General features: G+C 46.6%; 17 protein-coding genes. 10 read left to right on the top strand and 7 right to left on the bottom strand.

The genetic code is table 11. The features are described from left to right. Positions 1-5 precede the first annotated feature (5 nt). Together DXN05_RS04740 and nagA are read left to right on the top strand one after the other, a co-directional pair. The gene (locus DXN05_RS04740; RefSeq protein WP_116846034.1) at positions 6-830 is read left to right on the top strand and encodes a nitrilase family protein; all 825 of its coding nucleotides are present in this window, start codon (positions 6-8) and stop codon (positions 828-830) included. Then, complete coding sequence (gene nagA, locus DXN05_RS04735) at positions 823-1929, top strand: N-acetylglucosamine-6-phosphate deacetylase (RefSeq protein WP_116846033.1); 1107 nt, start codon at positions 823-825, stop codon at positions 1927-1929. The genes DXN05_RS04740 and nagA overlap by 8 nt, the downstream gene beginning before the upstream one ends. Here nagA and DXN05_RS04730 read toward each other — a convergent pair. The 5 genes from DXN05_RS04730 to DXN05_RS04710 all read right to left on the bottom strand — a co-directional run bounded on the left by DXN05_RS04730 (position 1916) and on the right by DXN05_RS04710 (position 6803). Then, positions 1916-3409 (bottom strand): S41 family peptidase, encoded by a 1494-nt coding sequence (locus tag DXN05_RS04730; protein WP_116846032.1) that lies wholly within the window; start codon positions 3407-3409, stop codon positions 1916-1918. The genes nagA and DXN05_RS04730 overlap by 14 nt on opposite strands. Next, on the bottom strand, positions 3406-4440 hold the full coding sequence (thiL, locus tag DXN05_RS04725; protein ID WP_116846031.1) for a thiamine-phosphate kinase: 1035 nt from the start codon (positions 4438-4440) through the stop codon (positions 3406-3408). Before thiL ends, DXN05_RS04730 begins: the two co-directional genes overlap by 4 nt. A gap of 18 nt (positions 4441-4458) precedes the next feature. Then, the gene (locus DXN05_RS04720; protein ID WP_116846397.1) at positions 4459-5235 is read right to left on the bottom strand and encodes an inositol monophosphatase family protein; all 777 of its coding nucleotides are present in this window, start codon (positions 5233-5235) and stop codon (positions 4459-4461) included. A gap of 93 nt (positions 5236-5328) precedes the next feature. Further along, on the bottom strand, positions 5329-6441 hold the full coding sequence (locus tag DXN05_RS04715) for an alkene reductase (protein WP_116846030.1): 1113 nt from the start codon (positions 6439-6441) through the stop codon (positions 5329-5331). Between the two features lie 68 nt (positions 6442-6509). Beyond that, the gene (locus tag DXN05_RS04710; protein WP_116846396.1) at positions 6510-6803 is read right to left on the bottom strand and encodes an ArsR/SmtB family transcription factor; all 294 of its coding nucleotides are present in this window, start codon (positions 6801-6803) and stop codon (positions 6510-6512) included. 190 nt (positions 6804-6993) lie between these two features. Between DXN05_RS04710 and DXN05_RS04705 the strand changes: the two genes are divergently transcribed. From DXN05_RS04705 to DXN05_RS04685, 5 genes are all read left to right on the top strand, one after another. Beyond that, positions 6994-8520: a GH3 family domain-containing protein gene (locus DXN05_RS04705; protein ID WP_116846029.1), complete on the top strand. Its 1527-nt coding sequence runs from the start codon at positions 6994-6996 to the stop codon at positions 8518-8520. Positions 8521-8662: 142 nt separating this feature from the next. Continuing rightward, positions 8663-9322: a LysE family translocator gene (locus tag DXN05_RS04700; RefSeq protein WP_116846028.1), complete on the top strand. Its 660-nt coding sequence runs from the start codon at positions 8663-8665 to the stop codon at positions 9320-9322. Positions 9323-9386: 64 nt separating this feature from the next. Next, positions 9387-9932 carry a hypothetical protein gene (locus DXN05_RS04695; protein WP_116846027.1) on the top strand — a complete coding sequence of 182 codons (546 nt, stop codon included), beginning with the start codon at positions 9387-9389 and terminating at the stop codon, positions 9930-9932. 68 nt (positions 9933-10000) lie between these two features. Beyond that, positions 10001-10696, top strand: coding sequence for a monofunctional biosynthetic peptidoglycan transglycosylase (gene mtgA / locus DXN05_RS04690; RefSeq protein ID WP_116846026.1), 696 nt, complete (start codon positions 10001-10003; stop codon positions 10694-10696). Between the two features lie 425 nt (positions 10697-11121). Continuing rightward, positions 11122-12282, top strand: a complete 1161-nt coding sequence (locus DXN05_RS04685) for a methionine aminotransferase (protein WP_211329975.1) — start codon at positions 11122-11124, stop codon at positions 12280-12282. Between the two features lie 6 nt (positions 12283-12288). Here the strand turns inward: DXN05_RS04685 and DXN05_RS04680 are convergent, their stop codons facing one another. Together DXN05_RS04680 and DXN05_RS04675 are read right to left on the bottom strand one after the other, a co-directional pair. Then, positions 12289-14616, bottom strand: a complete 2328-nt coding sequence (locus DXN05_RS04680) for a PAS domain-containing hybrid sensor histidine kinase/response regulator (RefSeq protein WP_116846025.1) — start codon at positions 14614-14616, stop codon at positions 12289-12291. A gap of 6 nt (positions 14617-14622) precedes the next feature. Continuing rightward, positions 14623-15075, bottom strand: a complete 453-nt coding sequence (locus tag DXN05_RS04675; RefSeq protein ID WP_116846024.1) for a hypothetical protein — start codon at positions 15073-15075, stop codon at positions 14623-14625. A gap of 544 nt (positions 15076-15619) precedes the next feature. On the opposite strand from DXN05_RS04675, the gene DXN05_RS04670 reads away from it, so the two are divergent. The 3 genes from DXN05_RS04670 (at position 15620) to gcvT (ending at position 19457) form a co-directional block, all read left to right on the top strand. After that, entirely contained in the window at positions 15620-15976 is a 357-nt protein-coding gene (locus DXN05_RS04670) for a PadR family transcriptional regulator (RefSeq protein ID WP_116846023.1), read from the top strand. A 12-nt stretch (positions 15977-15988) separates the two neighbouring features. Next, positions 15989-18172, top strand: a complete 2184-nt coding sequence (locus tag DXN05_RS04665; RefSeq protein ID WP_116846022.1) for a PspC domain-containing protein — start codon at positions 15989-15991, stop codon at positions 18170-18172. 190 nt (positions 18173-18362) lie between these two features. Beyond that, positions 18363-19457 carry a glycine cleavage system aminomethyltransferase GcvT gene (gene gcvT / locus DXN05_RS04660; RefSeq protein ID WP_317125855.1) on the top strand — a complete coding sequence of 365 codons (1095 nt, stop codon included), beginning with the start codon at positions 18363-18365 and terminating at the stop codon, positions 19455-19457. Positions 19458-19487 lie beyond the last annotated feature (30 nt).

Genomic DNA, 19487 nt, shown 5'->3' with positions numbered 1-19487 from the left:
TATCTATGTCTTCACTGAGCCTTACCTTAATACAAACGGCTTTATACTGGGAAGATAAAAAAGCCAACCTGGCAATGCTGGAGCAAAAGATCAACAGCATTACCGGGAAACCGGAAATTGTGGTACTGCCTGAAATGTTCAGCACCGGGTTCAGCATGCAGCCTGCATTACTGGCCGAGCCCATGAATGGCCCAACGGTTAAGTGGATGAAACGTGTGGCAGCACAAAAGAAAATTGTGCTTACAGGCAGTGTGATTATTGAAGAAGGCGGTTTATACTACAATCGTTTGATATGGATGCTGCCCAATGGGCAATACGGCATATACAACAAACGCCACCTGTTTGCATACGGTAAAGAAGACCAGTATTATACACCCGGCAACAAACGGCTGATTGCTTCTGTAAAGGGATGGCGCATTCAGCTGCAGGTTTGTTATGATCTTCGCTTCCCGGTATGGGCCAGGCAGTCAATGGCCGCTGTTGCTGAAAATGGCGGGGCAACTGTAGATGCAGGTCCGGAGTATGATGTGCTTATTTATGTTGCCAACTGGCCCGAGCGCAGGAAGCTTGCCTGGAAAACCCTGCTGCAGGCACGCGCCATCGAAAACCAATGTTTTGTGGCTGGCTTAAACCGTGTGGGTAACGACGGTAATAATATTGCCCACAGCGGCGATAGTATGGTGATTGACCCGCTTGGTGAAATACTGTACCACAAGGAAAACGACGAAGATATTTATACCATTACCTTACAAAAAACGCAGCTCGACGAAACGCGTAACCGTTTTCCGTTTTGGCGTGATGCGGACTACTTTAATATACTGCATGTCTAAAATAGCCTACACCGCCGCACAGGTATTTACCGGAACCGATATGCTGCGGAACCACGCAGTCATTGCCAGCGATAACATCATTGAATCGGTGATGCCCATTGTAAGTGTTGATGATGGCGTTGAAATCGTCAATTTTGGTGAGGATGCAGTAATTGCCCCACCGTTTCTCGATATCCAGCTGTATGGTGCCGCAGGCAGGTTATTATCTGTTTACCCTGATGCAGCAACCGTGCAGGCTATTGTAGATTATTCAAAAGAGGGCGGCGCAGCTTATTGCATACCCACGGTTGCTACCAATAGCTACGAAGTTATATTCGCCTGTGTTGATGCCATTAAAGCTTACTGGAACCAGGGCGGCAAAGGCGCATTGGGCCTGCATGTGGAAGGCCCTTGGATTAACCCGGTGAAGCGTGGTGCGCATATTGAACAATATATTTTTTCTCCTACGGTTGAACAGGTAAAAGAACTGCTTGAATATGGCAGGGATGTAATTAAAATAATTACCCTGGCCCCCGAAGTGTGCAGCAGGGAAATTGTGGCACTGATACGTTCGTACAACATAGTGGTATCTGCCGGCCACAGCAATGCGACTTATCATGAGGCCTGTGACATGTTTACCAGCGGCATTGAAACAGCTACGCACCTGTACAATGCCATGAGCCCGCTGCAACACCGTGAACCGGGTTTGGTGGGTGCCATCTTTAATCACAATACCATTAAATGCAGTATTGTACCCGATGGCTTTCATGTTGATTTTGCAGCCATTAGCATTGCGAAAAAAATTATGAAAGACCGCCTGTTTATCATTACCGATGCGGTGACTACCACTACTGAAGGTCCTTACCAGCACTATCTTGCAGGCGATAAATACGAAGCGAACGGCATACTCAGCGGTTCTGCCTTAACCATGGCAAAGGGCCTGAAAAACCTGGTAGAAAAAGTACATATCGATTTGCCCGAAGCGCTGCGCATGTGCAGCCTGTACCAGGGAAAACTGCTGAGCCTTACTGATGAAAAGTTGCTGCTGAAAGCCGGTTACCCGGCAGAGATGGTGGTATTAAACAAAGACCTTGGGGTTGAACGCCTTATTGTGGCGTAGCATGCGCTGCGATAATAGCCTGTAATTTTTCCATCTTGATATCTGCATTGCGTTCAATGGCATTGCTGGTGGGGTAAATAGCAATATCCGGGATCAGGCCGCGGCCTGTTTTGGGTTGTTTACTGTTGATCACCACCCTGAACAATGGCAGTACCACCTGTAAACCGGTGTTGGGCAAGCGCACGCTGGGCAGGTGTACCGATGAATTGCCATAACTGCCGCCGCCGGTTTCTTCACCTGTTGTTGTTACGTTCGGCTGGCTTTTGATGTTGGCAATAAACATAGTTGCCGCAGAAAAGGTATAACCACCCTGCAATACATACACCTGTCCGCTGAAATGATTTTTGGTGTAGGGCTTATACGCGTGCTTTTCGTAGTGGATGAAGTGATATCGTCCGTCTGCCTGTTTGTGTGCTGCAAAATGCATGCTTATCCAATATACCCATGCAGGGTGAATGTATTTACCATAACGCAGCCTGCGGCTGGGTGTGGCCAGGGTATCGGCAGTTACAAAAGGATGATCTGACAGGTAGCGGGTGAGTTTATTGCTCAACGCAATGCTGCCGCCGCCGTTTTCCCTTAAATCGATAATAAGGTTTTGTACTTGTTGCTGGTGCAGCTGCCTGAACGAGCGGGCGAAGAAGCGGCGCAGCCTGCCTTCCGAAAAAGTGGTTAAACGCATGTAGGCCGTGTGCGTGGCCGTATCTATGCGAAGGCTTCTTTTGGCACTGAGATCGGCCCTGCGCAGTTCCCTGCGGGTTAATGGCGGCAGGTGTTGTACTGCAACTGATTTTTTTGCGGTATCCGCCTTTACATCGTAATTGCCGATGGTGCCGGTGTGTGGCTTGCCGGTGCTGTCGAGATAGTTAATGGTATACTTGTCACTGATGCCAAAGCTATTTCTGTAGTAACCCGGAAAGTTCATGCTGATGACCTGGCTTTTGAAATTGTCTGAATAGCCGTCGGTACTGATGAGCTGAAACATAGAATCGAGCATTTGTTTATTGCTCAGTCCGTTGATGCCGGTGATCACTGTGCCGCGTGTGAATACGGTATCGTTCTTAAACAGGTTGGCGAGCACCACCATACTGTCTTTCCAGGTTTTGATAATAAGCGGGAATTGCGGCCTGGGCACCTTGCCTGTTTCGCGGTAATATGCTTTTGAATTGCGTACAGCAGTATGGCCGCAGCGTATTTTACTTACCACCCACGATACTTTGTTTTTAAACTGCTGCTCGGTTAGTGAATCGGTAATGCCCGCAGTAACTGCGTTGAAATAATAATCAATACTGTCTTTGGGCGTGTACCAGTAAAGACTGGGATGGTTGGCTTCGAGAATTTTTTTCAGCAACACTACATCGGCCCTGGCTTGTTCGGGTGCATACCTGCGGTCGGCTACTGCAATGCCTTTGCGCGAAGCGCAGGATGCGAACAAAAGGATAAGGACAAAACCAATGAAGTGTTGCTGTAATTTGATCATTTATGAAATGCGTTCCAGCCCTGGGCGGTAATATTGAATACATTGCCACCCTTGGTCTGTAATTTATGCCCCTCTTCCAGGTCGGTGATATAACCAATCACTGAAATTTCTTCGTTCAGTGTTATTTTCTCATGGTCTTCCTGTTTCAGGGTAAAAATCAGTTCGTAATCTTCACCACCGTTCAGTGCGCAAACCGTTGGGTCGAGGCCGAATTTAAAAGCCGCAGCCCTGCTGGGTTCTGCAATAGGCAGTTTTTCTTCAAACAGGCGGCAACCGGTTTTACTCTGGCGGCAAATGTGCAGTATTTCACTGCTGATGCCGTCGCTCACATCCATCATGGCGGTTGGCCTTATCTGCTGCTGTTCAAAAAACTGTATAATATCTTTCCTGGCCTCCGGTTTAAGCAGGCGCCCTACAATATAACTTTCATTTTCGAGGTCGGGCTGCACCTGCGGACTTTCCAGGTAAATTTTCTTTTCCCTTTCCAGCAGGGTTAAACCCAGGAATGCACCACCAAGATCGCCGCTTACACAAACCAGGTCGCCCACATTGGCTGTGCTGCGCTGCACAAACTGGCCCGGACTAACTTCGCCAATGGCCGTTACCGAAATAATAAAGCCTTTCTGCGATGCAGAAGTATCTCCGCCAATTAAATCTACGCCGTATTTTTCACAGGCCAGGTAAACACCCTCATAAAATTCGTCGAGGGCCTCGAGGCTAAAGCGGTTGCTGATACCGATGCTCATGGTTATTTGTGTGGGAGTAGCATTCATGGCGTAGATATCGCTCACGTTTACCACCACACTTTTATAGCCAAGGTGTTTCAGCGGTGTATACATTAAATCGAAATGAATGCCTTCTATCAGCAGATCGGTGGTAACAACGGTTTGCTTGCCAAAATGGTCAATTACCGCTGCATCATCGCCCACGCTTACCACGGTGGAAGCCTGCTGTGTTTCAAAGTTTTTGGTGAGATGTTCTATCAGGCCGAATTCACCGAGAGAAGCAATCTCCGTTCTATTCTCACTCATGAGCTTGTTTTTTGAATTTTATAAGGTTCCGCCATTTACCACACGCAGCAGTTCATCGTGAATATGGCCATTGGTGGCAATAATGTGCGGCTGGTAGGGATTATAATAATCGCCTTTGAAATCGGTGATTTTACCACCCGCTTCTTCTACCATTAAAAAACCGGCAGCACTGTCCCATGCCTGCAGCTTGTGTTCATAAAAACCGTCAAAGCGGCCTGCTGCAACCCAGCACAAATCAATGGCTGCACTGCCAAGGCGGCGTACGGGGATGCCTTTGCGGATTAATTTTTCGAAAACATCAAGCGGCCCGTTGGGCGCATCAAGGTAAGTATAGGGAAAACCGGTAACCAGGCAGCTTTTCAGCAAATCACCCTTCTGGCTTACCTGCAATTTTTTATCGTTGAGAAAGGCGCCAGTGCCTTTCTCTGCAAAAAAGAATTCGTTGATAAAAGGATTGTACACAGCACCCATAATCATTTTGCCTTCGTGCTCAATAGCAATGGAAACGCAGCAGATGGGAATGCCGTTGGCAAAATTTACAGTGCCATCAATGGGATCAATTACCCATTTGTACGTAGAATCCTGGATGATTTCACCTGCTTCTTCACTTAAAATAAAATGCCCGGGAAACTGTTCGCGGATGGCGGCGAATATGGCTTTTTCTGAAGCATGGTCTGCCTCGGTTACCAGGTTGTTAACGCCTTCTTTCTCGGATATTTTGAAGTTGCCGTTAAAATACTCCCTTATAACGGCTGCGCCTGCCTGTGTGGCGCTGATAAGTGTTTGTTTTAACATGCTGGCAAAGATACAGGAAGGGGCTGGTATCATGGAGGTATCGGCGCTCCTGCCGTATATCTTTTGCCATGCATGTTTGTATGTGGAGGGACATTAGTAGGCCAGTACGGGTTGTTCCTTGTACACTGGATAATCAGTATATCCCTTTGCTGTGCCTGCATAATATGTACTTGCCGATGCCGGTTCTGCCAGTGGCCAGTTGTTTTGCAGGCGTTCTTTTAAATCCGGATTGCTGATATAAGGGCGGCCCAGTGCAATTAAATTGGCCAGGCCGGTGCTCAGGTCTTCTTCGGCACGTTCCATATCGTAGCCATAGCTGCCGGAGAGTATCAATGTATTCCTGAATAATTTGCGGATGCTTTGTTTCAGGCTCAACGGTACATCGGGTACACCGGCCGAGCTGTTATCGGTAATGTGCAGGTACACCAGGCCCAGCTGCTGCAGCTCGGCAGCCAGGTATTGATAAGCCTGTGCTATTTCTTCATATACTTCCATGCCGCCTGCTGTGCCAAAGGGAGAGATACGGATGGCTGTTTTGCCTGTTCCGATGCGCTGGCTTACGGCGCGGGCCACTTCGAGCACCATGCGGGCGCGTTTTTCAATAGAACCGCCATAGGCATCGCTGCGATGGTTGCTGCCGGGCGACATAAACTGCTCCAGTAAATAACCGTTGGCACTGTGTAATTCCACACCGTCGAAACCGGCAGTAATGGCGTTTTCGGCTGCCTGTACAAATTCATCTATCGTGAGGGGAATGGCTGCTGTGCTGATGGCTTCGGGTACAGGGGCAGGCAGCATACCTTGCTGGTCGGTCCACATATCCGTGCCTGAGGCAATGGCCGAAGGTGCCACTATTTTACCGCCTTCCGGTACATTCAGCGGGTGCGACATGCGGCCGCAGTGCATCAGCTGGGCAAATATTTTACCGCCTTTGGCATGTACTGCCTGTGTTACTTTTTTCCAGCCGGCAATCTGTTCCGCCGAATAAATGCCCGGCATACGTGCATAACCCAGGCCATTGGGCGATGGGGCAATGCCTTCCGAAATAATTAAACCGGCGCTCGACCGCTGTGTGTAATACTCGGCCATCAGCTCGTTAGGCTGGTTATCAATGGCCCTGCCACGGGTCATCGGTGCCATTACCAACCTGTTTTTAAGCAGGATATCTCCCAATTTGTACTGTGTAAAAGGTATTGCAGAACTCATAAAAAGCTGGTGTTTTGTATTTACGAATTGATATATTTAAAATCTTCAATGAATTAGGTAAAAAAAATTTACGCTTGCTCACAGGCCGGCAGCCGCAACTGCTGCAGCGCATGAATGTAATCGTTCAGCGTTGTTTTGCTCAGGGTGTATTTATGGTTGCGTCCTTCTTTGGTAGCCTCTATCAAACCGGCTTCAATTAATATTTTAATATGGTGGCTTACAGAGGGTTGTGCCAGATCAATGAGCTCGTTGATATCTGAGCAGCTGCCACAGCCACCTTTGCCGGTAATGTGGTGCAGTATTTTTACCCGGTTGGTATCACCAAGCGCCTTTGATATTTTTTCGAACCGTTTTAATTCCATAATGCAAAAATACATCGAAATATATAAATGAATCAATTTTCTTGAAAAAATTGTAAAATTGTAAACAAATGGGCATGAACACTTGCATGTAATTGCCTGTTTTTAAAATAAAACGCAAACAATTCCATTAATTGAAGGTAGATTGCTAGCTTTATTGTGTTAGCTTCGCGACCCTTACCAATAACCTCTAATGGCCATTTTTGATATACAATTACCAAAAAGCATTGCCAAGGCACTACGCCTGCCGCAAAATAGTCCGCGCAGGCAGCAGCTACGGGTATTGAAAAAACTGTTGAAGAAATCACGCTTTACGCAGTTTGGGCAGAAATACCGGTTTGATGAGGTGCTGATGAGCAAGCATCCCGGAAGAAAATTCCAGGAGCTGGTACCTACATATAATTACAACAGCATTTATAAAGAATGGTGGCACTTAACCCTCGAAGGTAAACCCGATGTTTGCTGGCCGGGGAAAATTAAGTTCTATGCACTGAGCAGTGGCACCAGCGAAGCAGCCAGCAAATACATTCCCATCACATCCGATTTGCTGAAAGGCAATAAAATTGCCATGATCAAGCAGCTGCTTAGTTTGCGCAATTATGAAGATGTGCCGGTAAAAGCCATTGGCAAAGGCTGGCTGATGCTGGGCGGCAGTACCGATTTGCAGAAAGAAACGGGTTATTATGCCGGTGACCTCAGTGGTATCACGGCCAAAAAAACACCATTCTGGTTTCAGCCATTTTACAAGCCGGGTAAAAAAATTGCCCGCCAGCGCGACTGGAACCGCAAGCTCGAAGAAATTGTGGCCAAGGCGCCTGAGTGGGATATCGGTTTTATTGTTGGTGTTCCTGCATGGATACAGATGTGCATGGAAATGATCATTGAGAAGTATAAGCTCGATAACATTCACGATATGTGGCCCAACCTTGCTTTTTTTGTGCATGGCGGCGTAAGTTTTGAACCTTATAAAAAAGGGTTTGAAAAACTGCTGGGCAAACCCATCACCTATATTGAAACCTACCTGGCGAGTGAAGGTTTTATCGCCTACCAGGACAGGCAGCACAGCAAAGGCATGCGCCTGGTAACCAACGAGCATATTTTCTTTGAATTTGTGCCGTTTGATCACAAAAATTTTACAGCCGACGGCGATATGGTCGATAATCCTGAAGCACTCATGATTCATGAAGTGGAAGAAGGAAAAGACTATGCATTGCTGCTGAGTACCAGCGCAGGTGCATGGCGTTACCTGATTGGTGATACCATCCGCTTTGTTGACAAAGAGCGTTGCGAAATAGTGATCACCGGCCGTACCAAGCATTTTCTTAGCCTGGTAGGTGAACACCTGAGTGTTGACAATATGAACAAAGCCATACAGGTGGTGAGTGAAGAAATGAATATCTGCGTACCTGAATACACCGTTGTTGGCGAGCCTGAAGGCAATTTTTTTGCACACCACTGGTATGTTGCATGCGACGACGTGGTGAATGCAGAATTGCTGGGCAGAAAAATTGACGATAAGCTGAAGCAGATAAACGATGACTATGCGGTAGAGCGCAAAAGCGCACTGCGCAACGTGTATCTGGATGTGCTGCAGGAAGAACAGTTTATGGAATTCATGCGCCTGAAAGGAAAAGTGGGCGGGCAACACAAGTTTCCCCGTGTATTGAAAGGCAAAATGTTGGAAGACTGGAAAAAGTTCTTAAAAGGCGAGCTCGTATAAATCAACGCAATGCTGCTGGTTAAGTGCTTCCCATGCGTTTGCAGGTATCCCATACCTGGCATGGATAAACTGAACCTTAACCTGGTTGTATTGTAACTCAAGTCATCAAACAATTTTAGCCCATTTTATTTAAAGGCTTGCTATGGCTGCTGCGTTAGTAAAAGGTTTGGCATTGGGTTTAATGTTGAGTATTTCGGTAGGACCGGTTATTTTCTCCATCATTAAACAGAGCATTAATAACGGGCACAGGGGAGGGTATTTTTTTATTGCCGGTGTTTCGGGCAGTGATATTACCCTGGTGCTGGTGTGTAATTTGTTTACGCAACTTTTTCAATCGGTGATGAGCCATGAAAAAGTAATAGGCATTGGCGGCAGCATTTTTTTAATAGTGCTTGGCCTCTATAATTTCTTTTTCAAAAAAACAGTGCTGGCCGATGATGCGAGCGTTAAAACCAAAGTATTCCGGAAGCGGGACCTGTTTGGTATTTTCTTCTCCGGTTTTTTTATGAACCTGCTGAATCCCGGTGTGTTCCTGTTCTGGTTTGCCGCTTCTGCCACCATATTGGCCGATGCCAAAACAGAAGACCATCCTATTCAATACCGTATTATCGTATTTTCTGTTTGCCTGTTATTTGTATTGTGCAGTGATATTTTAAAAGTATTACTGGCAGGAAAAATACGGCCGAAACTTACCGGGCACAATGTGCACATCATTAACCGTATTTCCGGGTTAATATTAATTGGCTTTGGCGTGGCGCTGGCCTGGGGCTTATTGTTCCATGGCGATAAACTGGTACATTAAAAATGTTCTGCTGCTTTAACGAATTGTTGGGTTGCGTTTTACGCAGCCCTTCTTATTTTGTTGCATGAAAAACTGCCTGCTTATTGTTTTGCTGGGCTTTGTGGCACAGCGCGCCTGCGCCCAGGAAGATTTTGTATTGCTTAAAAAAGGAGACCGCACCATTGAACGGTATTACAGCGGCTCTAATATCTACATTTATACTACGTACGATCAATACCTGAAAGGCATTGTAGACAAGTGCCGCAACGATTCCATTTTTATAAAAGTGCAAAGCACCGAAATGGTGCCCACCATGTACGGCTCAAAACCCGAACTGATTAACTGGGGTACTACCGGCGTAGCCCTGAAAGAAATAGCCATTGTGCCGCACAAACGCATTTCTATGGCCTCGGTGGGCAATACATTGGTAGGCGCAGCGTTTATAGCAGGTGGTATTATCGGCATTAACAGTATACACACTACTGAAAAAGGCGATTATGCCATTGCTTATTTTGCTACTGCAGGGCTGGGATTCCTGGTAAGCCAGATTCACTTTTTTAAACAGCGGAAACCACTGGGTTATACCATCGGGAAAAAATACCATCTCGAGTATGTAAATATGACCAAATAATAAAACGGCATCATTCAATAAACACAGTATCTTGCCCGCTCAACCGCTAAATCACAATCATTGCACTTATGGGAAAAGTATGGCGATGGATATGGCGTATCCTCCTGTTTTGTTTTGTTTCATCTTTGGTATACCTCATTATCTGCAAATGGGTTTTTCCGCCTGTTACACTTACGCAAACCGCCAACTGGATGGGCGGCTATGGTTTAAAACGTGACTATGTTGGCTGGGATGAAATATCGCCCAATTTTAAACTTGCGGCAATGGCCAGCGAAGACCAGTTGTTTCCCGATCACAGCGGGTTTGACTGGAAGGCTATTGAAAAGAGTTTGAATGCGAATCCTAAAAAGAAAAAGAAAGTACGCGGCGCAGGTGCCAGCACCATTAGCCAGCAAACGGCAAAAAATGTGTTTTTGTGGCAGGGTGAAGGCATTATGAAGTATGCCCGTAAAGTGCCCGAGTTTTATTTCACCAAACTCATTGAATGGACCTGGGGCAAAAAACGCATACTGGAAGTTTACCTGAACGTAATTGAAATGGGGCCCGGCATTTTTGGTGTAGAAGCTGCATCGCAGCAGTATTTTGGCAAACATGCCAAAGATGTTACCCGCCAGGAAGCAGCCATGATTATTGCCTGCTTGCCCAACCCGAAGAAATTTACGGTTAAGCCATTAAGTCCAAGGGTAAGCTGGAAAGCCCAGTGGATACTGAAACAGATGAATGCAATTTCAGACGACCCTGATGTACAAGCACTAACACGTTAAACAACATATATCATTTTTTTACAGGCGGTTCTGAGCGAGCCGCCTGTTTTTGTTTGTTGCAGCATAAGCGGCTGCTTTCATTGTTTTTTAATGTTATTTAAAATTGTATTTAAGTTAACATTTGAAATGCTTGGTTAGATTTGTTAAAACAAATGAAATGAAAGCATTTCCACTGACCCGGGAAAATGCGGTTTTCATTTTGATCACTGTATTGTTGTTTTACGAAGTAGTTAGAAAATAACAATGGCCCTAACGATTGCTTACTACGATCAAACAATGTAATCCGTACTGTTTCTCAACCAAAAACCTATTCGTGTCGCGCTGTGCCGCAATCAAAACTTTTCTTAAGTCCTGCTGTAATAGCCCCTTTGAAAGAAGGGGCTTTTTTACGCAGCTTAGTTATCTTTGACCAAACACCTCAAATCTTGCAAACATTTGTTTCCAAACTGCCCGATGTTGGTACAACTATTTTTACCGTAATGAGCCAGCTGGCCGCAGAGCACAATGCGGTAAACCTGGGGCAGGGCTTCCCTGATTTTCCCATGGATTCGCAGCTGACCGACCTGGTGAACAAAGCCATGAAAAACGGCTTTAACCAGTATGTGCACATGAATGGCCTGATGCAACTGCGCGAACGCATTGCCGAAAAAGCGCAGCGCCTGTATAACAGCAACATAAATCCCGATACCGATATTACCATAACACCCGGCGGCACCTATGCCATTTACACGGCGCTCACTACCATACTGCAACCAGGCGATGAGGTAATTGTGTTTGAACCCTCGTACGACAGCTATGTACCCAACGTTAAAATAAACGGCGGCGTACCGGTATACATATCGCTGCAGTATCCGGATTACAGCATACCCTGGGATAAAGTGAAAAGCAAAATAACGGCCCGCACCCGCGCCATCATTATCAATTCGCCCCATAACCCCACGGGCAGTGTGCTGCACGAGCAGGATATGCAGCAGCTGCAGGATATTGTACGCGGAACCAATATTTTGATTGTAAGTGACGAGGTATATGAGCACCTTATTTTCGACGATTTACCACATATGAGCGTACTGCGTTACCCGGAATTACTGGAGCGCAGTTTTGTTTGTTTTTCATTCGGCAAAACCTATCACTGCACCGGCTGGAAGCTGGGGTACTGCATTAGCTCACCACAGCTCATGGCAGAGTTCAGGAAGGTGCACCAGTTTAACAGCTTTAGTTGTAATACACCCATGCAGGTGGCTATTGCCGAGTTTCTGCAATACCCCGAGGCCTATCTTTCGCTCGGTAAGTTTTTACAGCACAAACGGGATTACTTTCAGCAGCTGATGCAGCAAACGCCGTTTAAACCACTGGCATCGCACGGCAGTTATTTTCAGTGCTACAGCTATGCGCACCTGAGTAACGAAAGTGACAGGGACTTTGCCATTCGCTTAACACGCGAAGCAGGTGTAGCCACCATACCGGTATCGGTATTTTATCACAATGAAAAAGACGATAAAGTATTGCGCTTTTGCTTTGCAAAAAAGGCCAGCACGCTGGAGAAAGCGGTTGATAAATTAAAAAACGCGGTGATCAGCAGGGTATAACCAGCGTTACTGTACAGGGGCTGCCTGCAGCAAATACTTGCTTAGCTTGCTGTACAGCATATCGGGCACAAAAGGCTTGCTGATATAATCATTCATGCCGCTCGACATGATATTGCCGATTACCTCATCAATAGGCGAGGCCGTAAGTGCTACAATGGGCACATGGCTATTGTGTTTGCGTATTTCACGGCTGCTGGTAAAACCATCCATCTGGGGCATCTGCAGGTCCATCAGTACCAGGTCGAATGTGTCTGTGGTAAACAGGTCAACTGCTTCAATGCCGTTATTGGCCACCACAACCAACCCGCCCCAGTCGGCAACAAACTGGCGTGCAACCATTACATTAATTTCATTGTCTTCGGCAAGCAGTATTTTTTTACCGTCAAATGCATGCCGGTTATAACGCCCTTCGCTTTGCATGGCATCATCCGGAGATTCTGCCACACCGCCGGCTTTTTGCAGGCGTACGCTGAAATAAAACTTAGACCCGTTCCAGGTATCACTTTCCAGTTTTATATCGCTCTTCATCAGCTGCAGCAGTTTTTTTGCAATAGACAAGCCAAGGCCTGTGCCGCCATATTTGCGGGTAGTATTGCTGTCTGCCTGGGTAAACAGGTCAAATATTTTCTGCTGTTTATCATACGCAATACCAATACCGGTATCTTTTACGGCAAACTCAACCATGCAATCATTGTTCTCTTCCGATTCAAGCGTAACAATGATTTTTACCGAGCCTTTGGGCGTGAACTTAATGGCATTGCTTACCAGGTTGTTGATGACCTGGCTGATGCGGCCGGGATCGGCTTTTACATGCGCCGGCAAACGCTGGTCGAATAACAGCTGCAGCTGAATGCCATTTTCCTTGGCCTTGGGCAAAAAGGTTTTGTAGATGTTATCCAGCAGGTCTTTCAGGTTAAACTCTTCTGTATCCAGTTCCAGTTTGCCTGATTCCAGTTTATTAAAGTCGAGGATATCATTGATGATATGCAGCAGCGTTTCACCGCTGAACTTGAGCATGTTTAAAAACTCCTGCTGATCGGCCCTTGGCCTGTTTTCGAGCAACAGGTGCGAAAAGCCGATGATAGCGTGCAGCGGCGTTCTTATTTCATGGCTCATCACGCTCAGGAAATCGGTTTTGGCTTTGGCTGCCAGCTCGGCCTGCAGGCGGGTTTGAATTAATTCATTCTCCTTTTCCTTTCGTTCGGAAATGTCGCGGATAAAGCCGTTAAAATACAGGCCGTCCTTATGTTCGGCCATGGTAATAACAATCTCTACCGGGAAAATGTCGCCGTTTTTGCGCATGGCACTGAGTTCCAGCCGGCGGTTCATAATGCTGCTTTCGCGCGTGCGCAAAAAGCGTTCAAACCCGTGTTTGTGTGCTGCTGCCTGGTTGGGTGGAACAATGATATCGGATAATTTCTGGCCAATGGCTTCTTCGGGCTGGTAACCGAATATCTCCACTGCGGCCCTGTTCCAGTGAATAATGCTGCCATGCTCATCAAGACTAACCATTGCATCAAGCGAGCTGGCAATTACCGAACTGAGCAAAATTTCATTTTTCAGCGCCAGGTTGCGCGCTTCTTCTGCCTCTTCAATTTTCTGCTTCAGCTGTATGTTCAGTCCTTCGGTTTCTTTTTGTTTTTCGAGGTAAATCTGTTCTACCTGCGATTGGGTGAGAATGTTCAGCTGCGCCAGCCCCACGATGCTTTTAGGCAATATGGAAATGAGGTGCGGAAACACTTCGAGCTGCCGGTAAAAGCGGGCAGTTTCCTGGTAAGCATTGTTGTAAATACGCTCTGCCAGTCCCTGGCCGAAATTGGTGGTAACATAGTTATACAACGAATCGGTAAGTCCCTGCAAATCCTGCAGGTTTTGTTCCGAAGCATCTTGCCGTTGCGAGGCGGCGAGATGCAGGCTTAGCTGTTCAAGAAATTTGTTGGAAGTGCCGAAGCTGTTGCCGCAGATAGTAAGGCACTGCTGCACAAAAAACACAGACAGCCGCTGTCTTTTCTCTATGTCTGAAATAAAGAGAATAGATAAAAAAGGATCACTGGCCAGTTCGGGGAATTTTTGCTGGATGGCAGTGCGCAGGCTTTTGCGCGTGTGTTTCTGTTCCGGGTCCAGGTTAGTGAGGTACCGTTCGAACAGGAAATAGTCGGGCAATAGCTCATCTGCAGCGCTGCTCCTGTCTCTTTTACCAACGGCAATCAGTTCTTCGGCCCGTTTGGGCACCGAGATTTCCCGGATAAGGAAATCGAACAGTTGCCGCTGATCTTTTACGGGAACAGCGCTGACGGGTATCTTCTTCCTGAATATCGTAAAAATACTTTTCACCGGCTTTTAGCGGCCTTTGCCTGCTTTATACATTGAATAAAATCCTGTGGCCGATAACAGCCAGGTAACCACCAGCGCTACAAACCAGGCCAGTGCGCCACCAATACTGCCAAACCAGCTGCGGAAAAGGTTAAGGTTGTAAAAATGGTCGAGCTGCATGTGCAGGTGGCCCACCGCCATTACCAGGAAACCCCAGGCAAGGAGGTTCATGCCCCGGCCGAATTTGCCGCCGCGCAGGGCGCTGGCCGTCATAAAAGCAAAAACCACGCAAATAAACAGGAAAGGCAGTTCCATAAGCCCAAACCAGAAACTGGCATCTGAGTGACCGTTCATGTGCATGTGCGCATCACTGTCTACCGTAGAGCCCTGTGCCCAGGCAGCAATGGTAGCAATGGTAAAACTGAGTAAGAGAAAAAAGGTAACAAAGGCGAGCAGTGTTTTGGATGCCGGCATTTTCATAAAAAGGATAGTTTGGTTTGTTAATCCGTTTTGTCTGCTTACAATATAATCGAATTAGACAGAGTTTAGGTTAGTGAACAAAATGAACGGCTTGAAACTGAACAAATTCTAGGCCGGTCTACAAATTCCAATTTTTGTTTCATTTTGAGCAAATAAAATAGGTAAATTTTTTAACATGTCATTTGGGGCATTTACGGCAGACTGTTTTTCAGGTTGAAGGCTGCCAGCGGGCTGGTTGAGTACTTGCACGGCATTTTACGTTTCCATCCGCGCCATTCGGCATTGTCTTTTTACCGCTTATCTATTTCAGAAAATAATTCAAATTGAATAAATGATTAGTAATCAATAACCTTTGCGCTTTTATAGATGCTGCTCCGACCTATTACCTTAAAAAAACTGGTACTATGTGTTGCATAGTAGTAAAATTCTTCCCATCTTTGTAGTGCAAAAGGAAATGATCCCAACCTTAACCAGGAAACAAAAGCTTATCACCGGATTGCATCGGACTTGAACAACTGCTGCAACCTTTCAAAAAATTCCAGTTATGGATATTCAGAACACACAGAGTCAAATGCGCAAAGGGGTATTGGAGTTTTGCATATTGTCTATTATCCGCCAGGGTGAAGTTTACCCGAGTGATATTGTTGACAGCATGAAAAGCGCCAACCTGCAGATTCTGGAAGGAACACTTTACCCGCTGTTAACCCGGCTAAAAAATGCCGGCCTGCTTACTTACCGCTGGGTGGAAAGCGTTTCGGGCCCCCCGCGCAAATATTTCAGCATGACAGACAAGGGGCTTGCATTTTACGAAGACCTCGAAAAAACCTGGAAAGAGCTGGCCGACGCGGTTCACGCGCTTACCCAGCCTGCCAATAACGAAAATCCCAACTTAAACCAATAACCCGCACTGATTATGAAAAAGGTAATAAACATCAACTTTCAGGGAAGGGTAATCCCAATAGAGGAGACAGCTTATGATATACTGAAACAGTATATCGAAAGCCTGCGCATTCATTTTGCGGGTGAAGAAGGACGTGACGAGATTATCAACGACATTGAAGGAAGAATTGCAGAATTATTCAACGATAACCTGAAGAAAGGCGCTACCTGCATCACCGATGAAGACGTTAATACGGTAATAGCCAGTATTGGCCGCCCCGAAGATTTTGAAGACGGCGACAATACACAGGCACAGTCTGCCGCCCAGGGCCAAAATACAAACCGCGAAAACACCTACCAGGATGCAGGCTACCGGGAAAGAGAGCCGCACAGGCGCCTGTACCGCGACGAAAATGACAAAATGCTGGGCGGCGTATGCTCAGGTTTGGCCGCCTACCTGCGTATTGACCCCACGCTGGTGCGTATTGTGTTTACCATTATTACATTCGGCAGCTTTGGTACCTGTTTGCTGGTGTATATATTGTTATGGGCCATTTTGCCCAGCACCAGGCTGGAAAAGGCAAATTTCCGCAAACGCCTGTTCCGCAATCCTGATGAAAAGGTAATTGCCGGCGTGGCCAGCGGTATTGCTGCCTATTTCGACATTGCCGTATGGATACCCCGCCTCATCTTTGCTTCACCGCTGGCAATAGGCATCATTGTATCGATACTTAGAAAAATATTCGGCGATTATGATCCGGGTCCTTCCATTGTATTCGGCTCGCTGGGCAGCTCCTTGTCTGTGATTTACGTGATACTGTGGGTAGTGATTCCTGAAGCGCATTCTACTTCCGAGAAACTGGAAATGCGCGGTGAAAAAGTAGACCTGAATTCTATCAAAAATTCTATCCAGGAAGATCTGGGCCAGTTTAAAAACCGCACCGAAAAATGGGGTGCAGAGATATCGCAGAAAGCCACTGAATGGAGCAAAGAGTTTACAGAAACAGTAACCGAAAAAGGCAAACAGTTTGGTACAGAAGTAGGCGCAGCGGCTTCGCGTGGCAGCAGGGGAATAGGTAATGCCATCGGTATATTATTTAAAGCCTTCTTCCTGTTTATCGCCGGTGTATTTGCCTTTGCCATGCTGATGATACTGGTTGGTGCGGTGGTGGGTGGCGTTAGTTACCTGCCTGTTAAAAACTTTTTCCTCGATGGTTTCTGGCAAAACGCACTGGCCTGGGCTACACTGGTACTGTTTTTTACAGTTCCTGTAATAGGCCTGGTAATATGGGTAGTAAGAAGGGTAATGCGTGTTAAATCAAAAAATTCTTACCTCAGCTATACATTCAGCGGCTTGTGGGTGATCGGGCTGATCTGCGCCATTTGCCTGGCAGCTTCTATCACACGCAGCTACAGCTCACAGATTGGTGTGGGTGATAAAATAGACCTTGTTCAACCTTCGAAAAACAAACTGGTGCTCAATGTTTCAAGCGAACACAGCGATTACCTTAAAAACTGGTCGGTAGTGAAATTCGGGATCGATTGGGATGATGATGACGATGCGCCTTTTTACACTCTTTCTGAAGACAGCGTGGTGTTACGCACCGTGCGGGTAAAAGTGGTAAAAAGTGAAGACACGCTGTTTCATACCCAGCTGGTAAAATTCAGCCATGGTTCCAGCGCGCAGGAAGCCAAAAATAACGCCGGTAAAATCCAGTTCCCTGTGCAGCAGGCCGACAGCCTGTTAACACTGCCCCCGGGTTTTGCCTTAACCAGCAATATGAAATTTCATAACCAGCAGGTATTGCTGATCGTAGGTGTGCCGGTTGGTAAAAAAATCCAGCTCGATGGCAGGATCAAGGATTACAAATGGTTCAATATCGAATTCCGCAACAGGCGCCACAAAGGCTGGAATGTAGACTGGGACGACAATTGGGACAACGGTTACGACTGGCAGGAGAATGTGGAGTATGTGATGACCGACAATGGCTTGAAAGCTACCAAGGTAAGGCCCAGCGCTGATTCTGAAGAAGAAATGAGAAAACTGGACGAACAGAAAAAAGACATCGACCAGCGCCAGCAGGAATTAAAAGATAAAATAAAAAGGGATACATCTAACCGTTATCACTACAAACCCGAAGCCAGCGCCGCGCTGAAAGGCAAAACGGATATTGTTCCCGGCCCTGCGGGTTTACTGATGACGCGGTTATCCTTCTAAAATCGGTTAAAGTTGGGGAGAAGCAAGAACCCGGTTTTGCTCTCAGAACGGGGTTCTTCTCCTTTTCAGCTAAAAAAGTACAACCGGCAGCCACTGCGCTGCCGGTTTTTTTGTGCACAAGCGTTTGCAGGGCCCGGCAGGCTTTTTTATCAGCAACAAGTCCCTATTTTTGCGCACTTATAAAAACTGTATGATAAAGAATACGCCTTTTACCGGTAAGCATGTGGCGCTTGGGGCCAGGATGGCAGCATTTGCCGGGTATAATATGCCCATCAGTTATTCAGGTATTAATGATGAGCATGCGGCCGTTCGCAACAATGCGGGTGTTTTTGACGTAAGCCATATGGGTGAATTTATGCTGAAAGGCGCCAACGCGCTTGAACTGATTCAGCGTGTTACTACCAATGATGCTTCTAAATTAACATCCGGTAAAGCGCAATATTCTTCACTCACCAACGAACAGGGGGGTATTGTAGACGACCTGATTGTTTACTGTATTGAAGAAAACAACGTGTACATGCTGGTGGTAAATGCGTCGAACATAGAAAAAGACTGGAACTGGATCAGCGAGCGCAATACCAAAGGTGCAGAAATGCACAACATCAGCGATAAAACCTGCCTGCTGGCCATACAGGGGCCCAATGCCTGCAAAATTCTGCAGCCGCTTACTTCACAGGATATCATGAACCTGAAATACTACACCTTTGTCAAAGGCGATTTTGCAGGCGTAAGCAATGTTATTATCAGCGCTACGGGTTATACCGGCTCGGGCGGTGTGGAAATTTACTTTGAAGATAAAGATGACGCCGCCTCAAAAATATGGGATGCCATTTTTGAAACAGGCAAGGCTGCAGGTATAAAACCGATTGGTTTGGGTGCACGCGATACCCTTCGCCTGGAAATGGGTTATTGCCTGTACGGCAATGATATTGACGATGCAACATCTCCGCTGGAAGCAGGACTGGGCTGGATTACCAAGCTGAACAAGGCCGAAGACTTTACCGCGAAAGCCATACTGGAGCAGCAGAAAGCGGCAGGTATTGAGCGCAAGCTGGTAGGGTTTGAAATGCTGGAAAAGGGGATACCCAGGCACGACTACCTGATTAAAGATGCTGCCGGCCAAACCATTGGCAAAGTTACCAGCGGAACCCAGGCCCCTTCACTGAACAAAGCCATCGGGCTGGGTTATGTGGCGGTTGGCCATGCTGCAGCTGATACAGAAATTTATATCGATATCCGCAACACACCGGTAAAAGCCAAAGTGGTAAAATTTCCTTTCGCCTAAACGGGATATAAATATTTTTTAAAATAAAAC

Source organism: Deminuibacter soli (genome assembly GCF_003412455.1).
Classification (GTDB): Bacteria; Bacteroidota; Bacteroidia; order Chitinophagales; family Chitinophagaceae; genus Deminuibacter; species Deminuibacter soli.
This window is presented reverse-complemented; position numbering and strand designations above follow the sequence as displayed.

What these genes read in the sequence shown, in the direction of transcription:
- DXN05_RS04720 (WP_116846397.1), bottom strand. Translation starts at nt 5,235, where the DNA reads ATGTTAAAACAAACACTTATCAGCGCCACACAGGCAGGCGCAGCCGTT.
- thiL (WP_116846031.1), bottom strand. Translation starts at nt 4,440, where the DNA reads ATGAGTGAGAATAGAACGGAGATTGCTTCTCTCGGTGAATTCGGCCTG.
- DXN05_RS04705 (WP_116846029.1), top strand. Translation starts at nt 6,994, where the DNA reads ATGGCCATTTTTGATATACAATTACCAAAAAGCATTGCCAAGGCACTA.
- DXN05_RS04715 (WP_116846030.1), bottom strand. Translation starts at nt 6,441, where the DNA reads ATGAGTTCTGCAATACCTTTTACACAGTACAAATTGGGAGATATCCTG.
- DXN05_RS04695 (WP_116846027.1), top strand. Translation starts at nt 9,387, where the DNA reads ATGAAAAACTGCCTGCTTATTGTTTTGCTGGGCTTTGTGGCACAGCGC.
- gcvT (WP_317125855.1), top strand. Translation starts at nt 18,363, where the DNA reads ATGATAAAGAATACGCCTTTTACCGGTAAGCATGTGGCGCTTGGGGCC.
- DXN05_RS04710 (WP_116846396.1), bottom strand. Translation starts at nt 6,803, where the DNA reads ATGGAATTAAAACGGTTCGAAAAAATATCAAAGGCGCTTGGTGATACC.
- mtgA (WP_116846026.1), top strand. Translation starts at nt 10,001, where the DNA reads ATGGGAAAAGTATGGCGATGGATATGGCGTATCCTCCTGTTTTGTTTT.
- DXN05_RS04675 (WP_116846024.1), bottom strand. Translation starts at nt 15,075, where the DNA reads ATGAAAATGCCGGCATCCAAAACACTGCTCGCCTTTGTTACCTTTTTT.
- DXN05_RS04730 (WP_116846032.1), bottom strand. Translation starts at nt 3,409, where the DNA reads ATGATCAAATTACAGCAACACTTCATTGGTTTTGTCCTTATCCTTTTG.
- DXN05_RS04665 (WP_116846022.1), top strand. Translation starts at nt 15,989, where the DNA reads ATGAAAAAGGTAATAAACATCAACTTTCAGGGAAGGGTAATCCCAATA.
- nagA (WP_116846033.1), top strand. Translation starts at nt 823, where the DNA reads ATGTCTAAAATAGCCTACACCGCCGCACAGGTATTTACCGGAACCGAT.
- DXN05_RS04670 (WP_116846023.1), top strand. Translation starts at nt 15,620, where the DNA reads ATGGATATTCAGAACACACAGAGTCAAATGCGCAAAGGGGTATTGGAG.
- DXN05_RS04740 (WP_116846034.1), top strand. Translation starts at nt 6, where the DNA reads ATGTCTTCACTGAGCCTTACCTTAATACAAACGGCTTTATACTGGGAA.
- DXN05_RS04700 (WP_116846028.1), top strand. Translation starts at nt 8,663, where the DNA reads ATGGCTGCTGCGTTAGTAAAAGGTTTGGCATTGGGTTTAATGTTGAGT.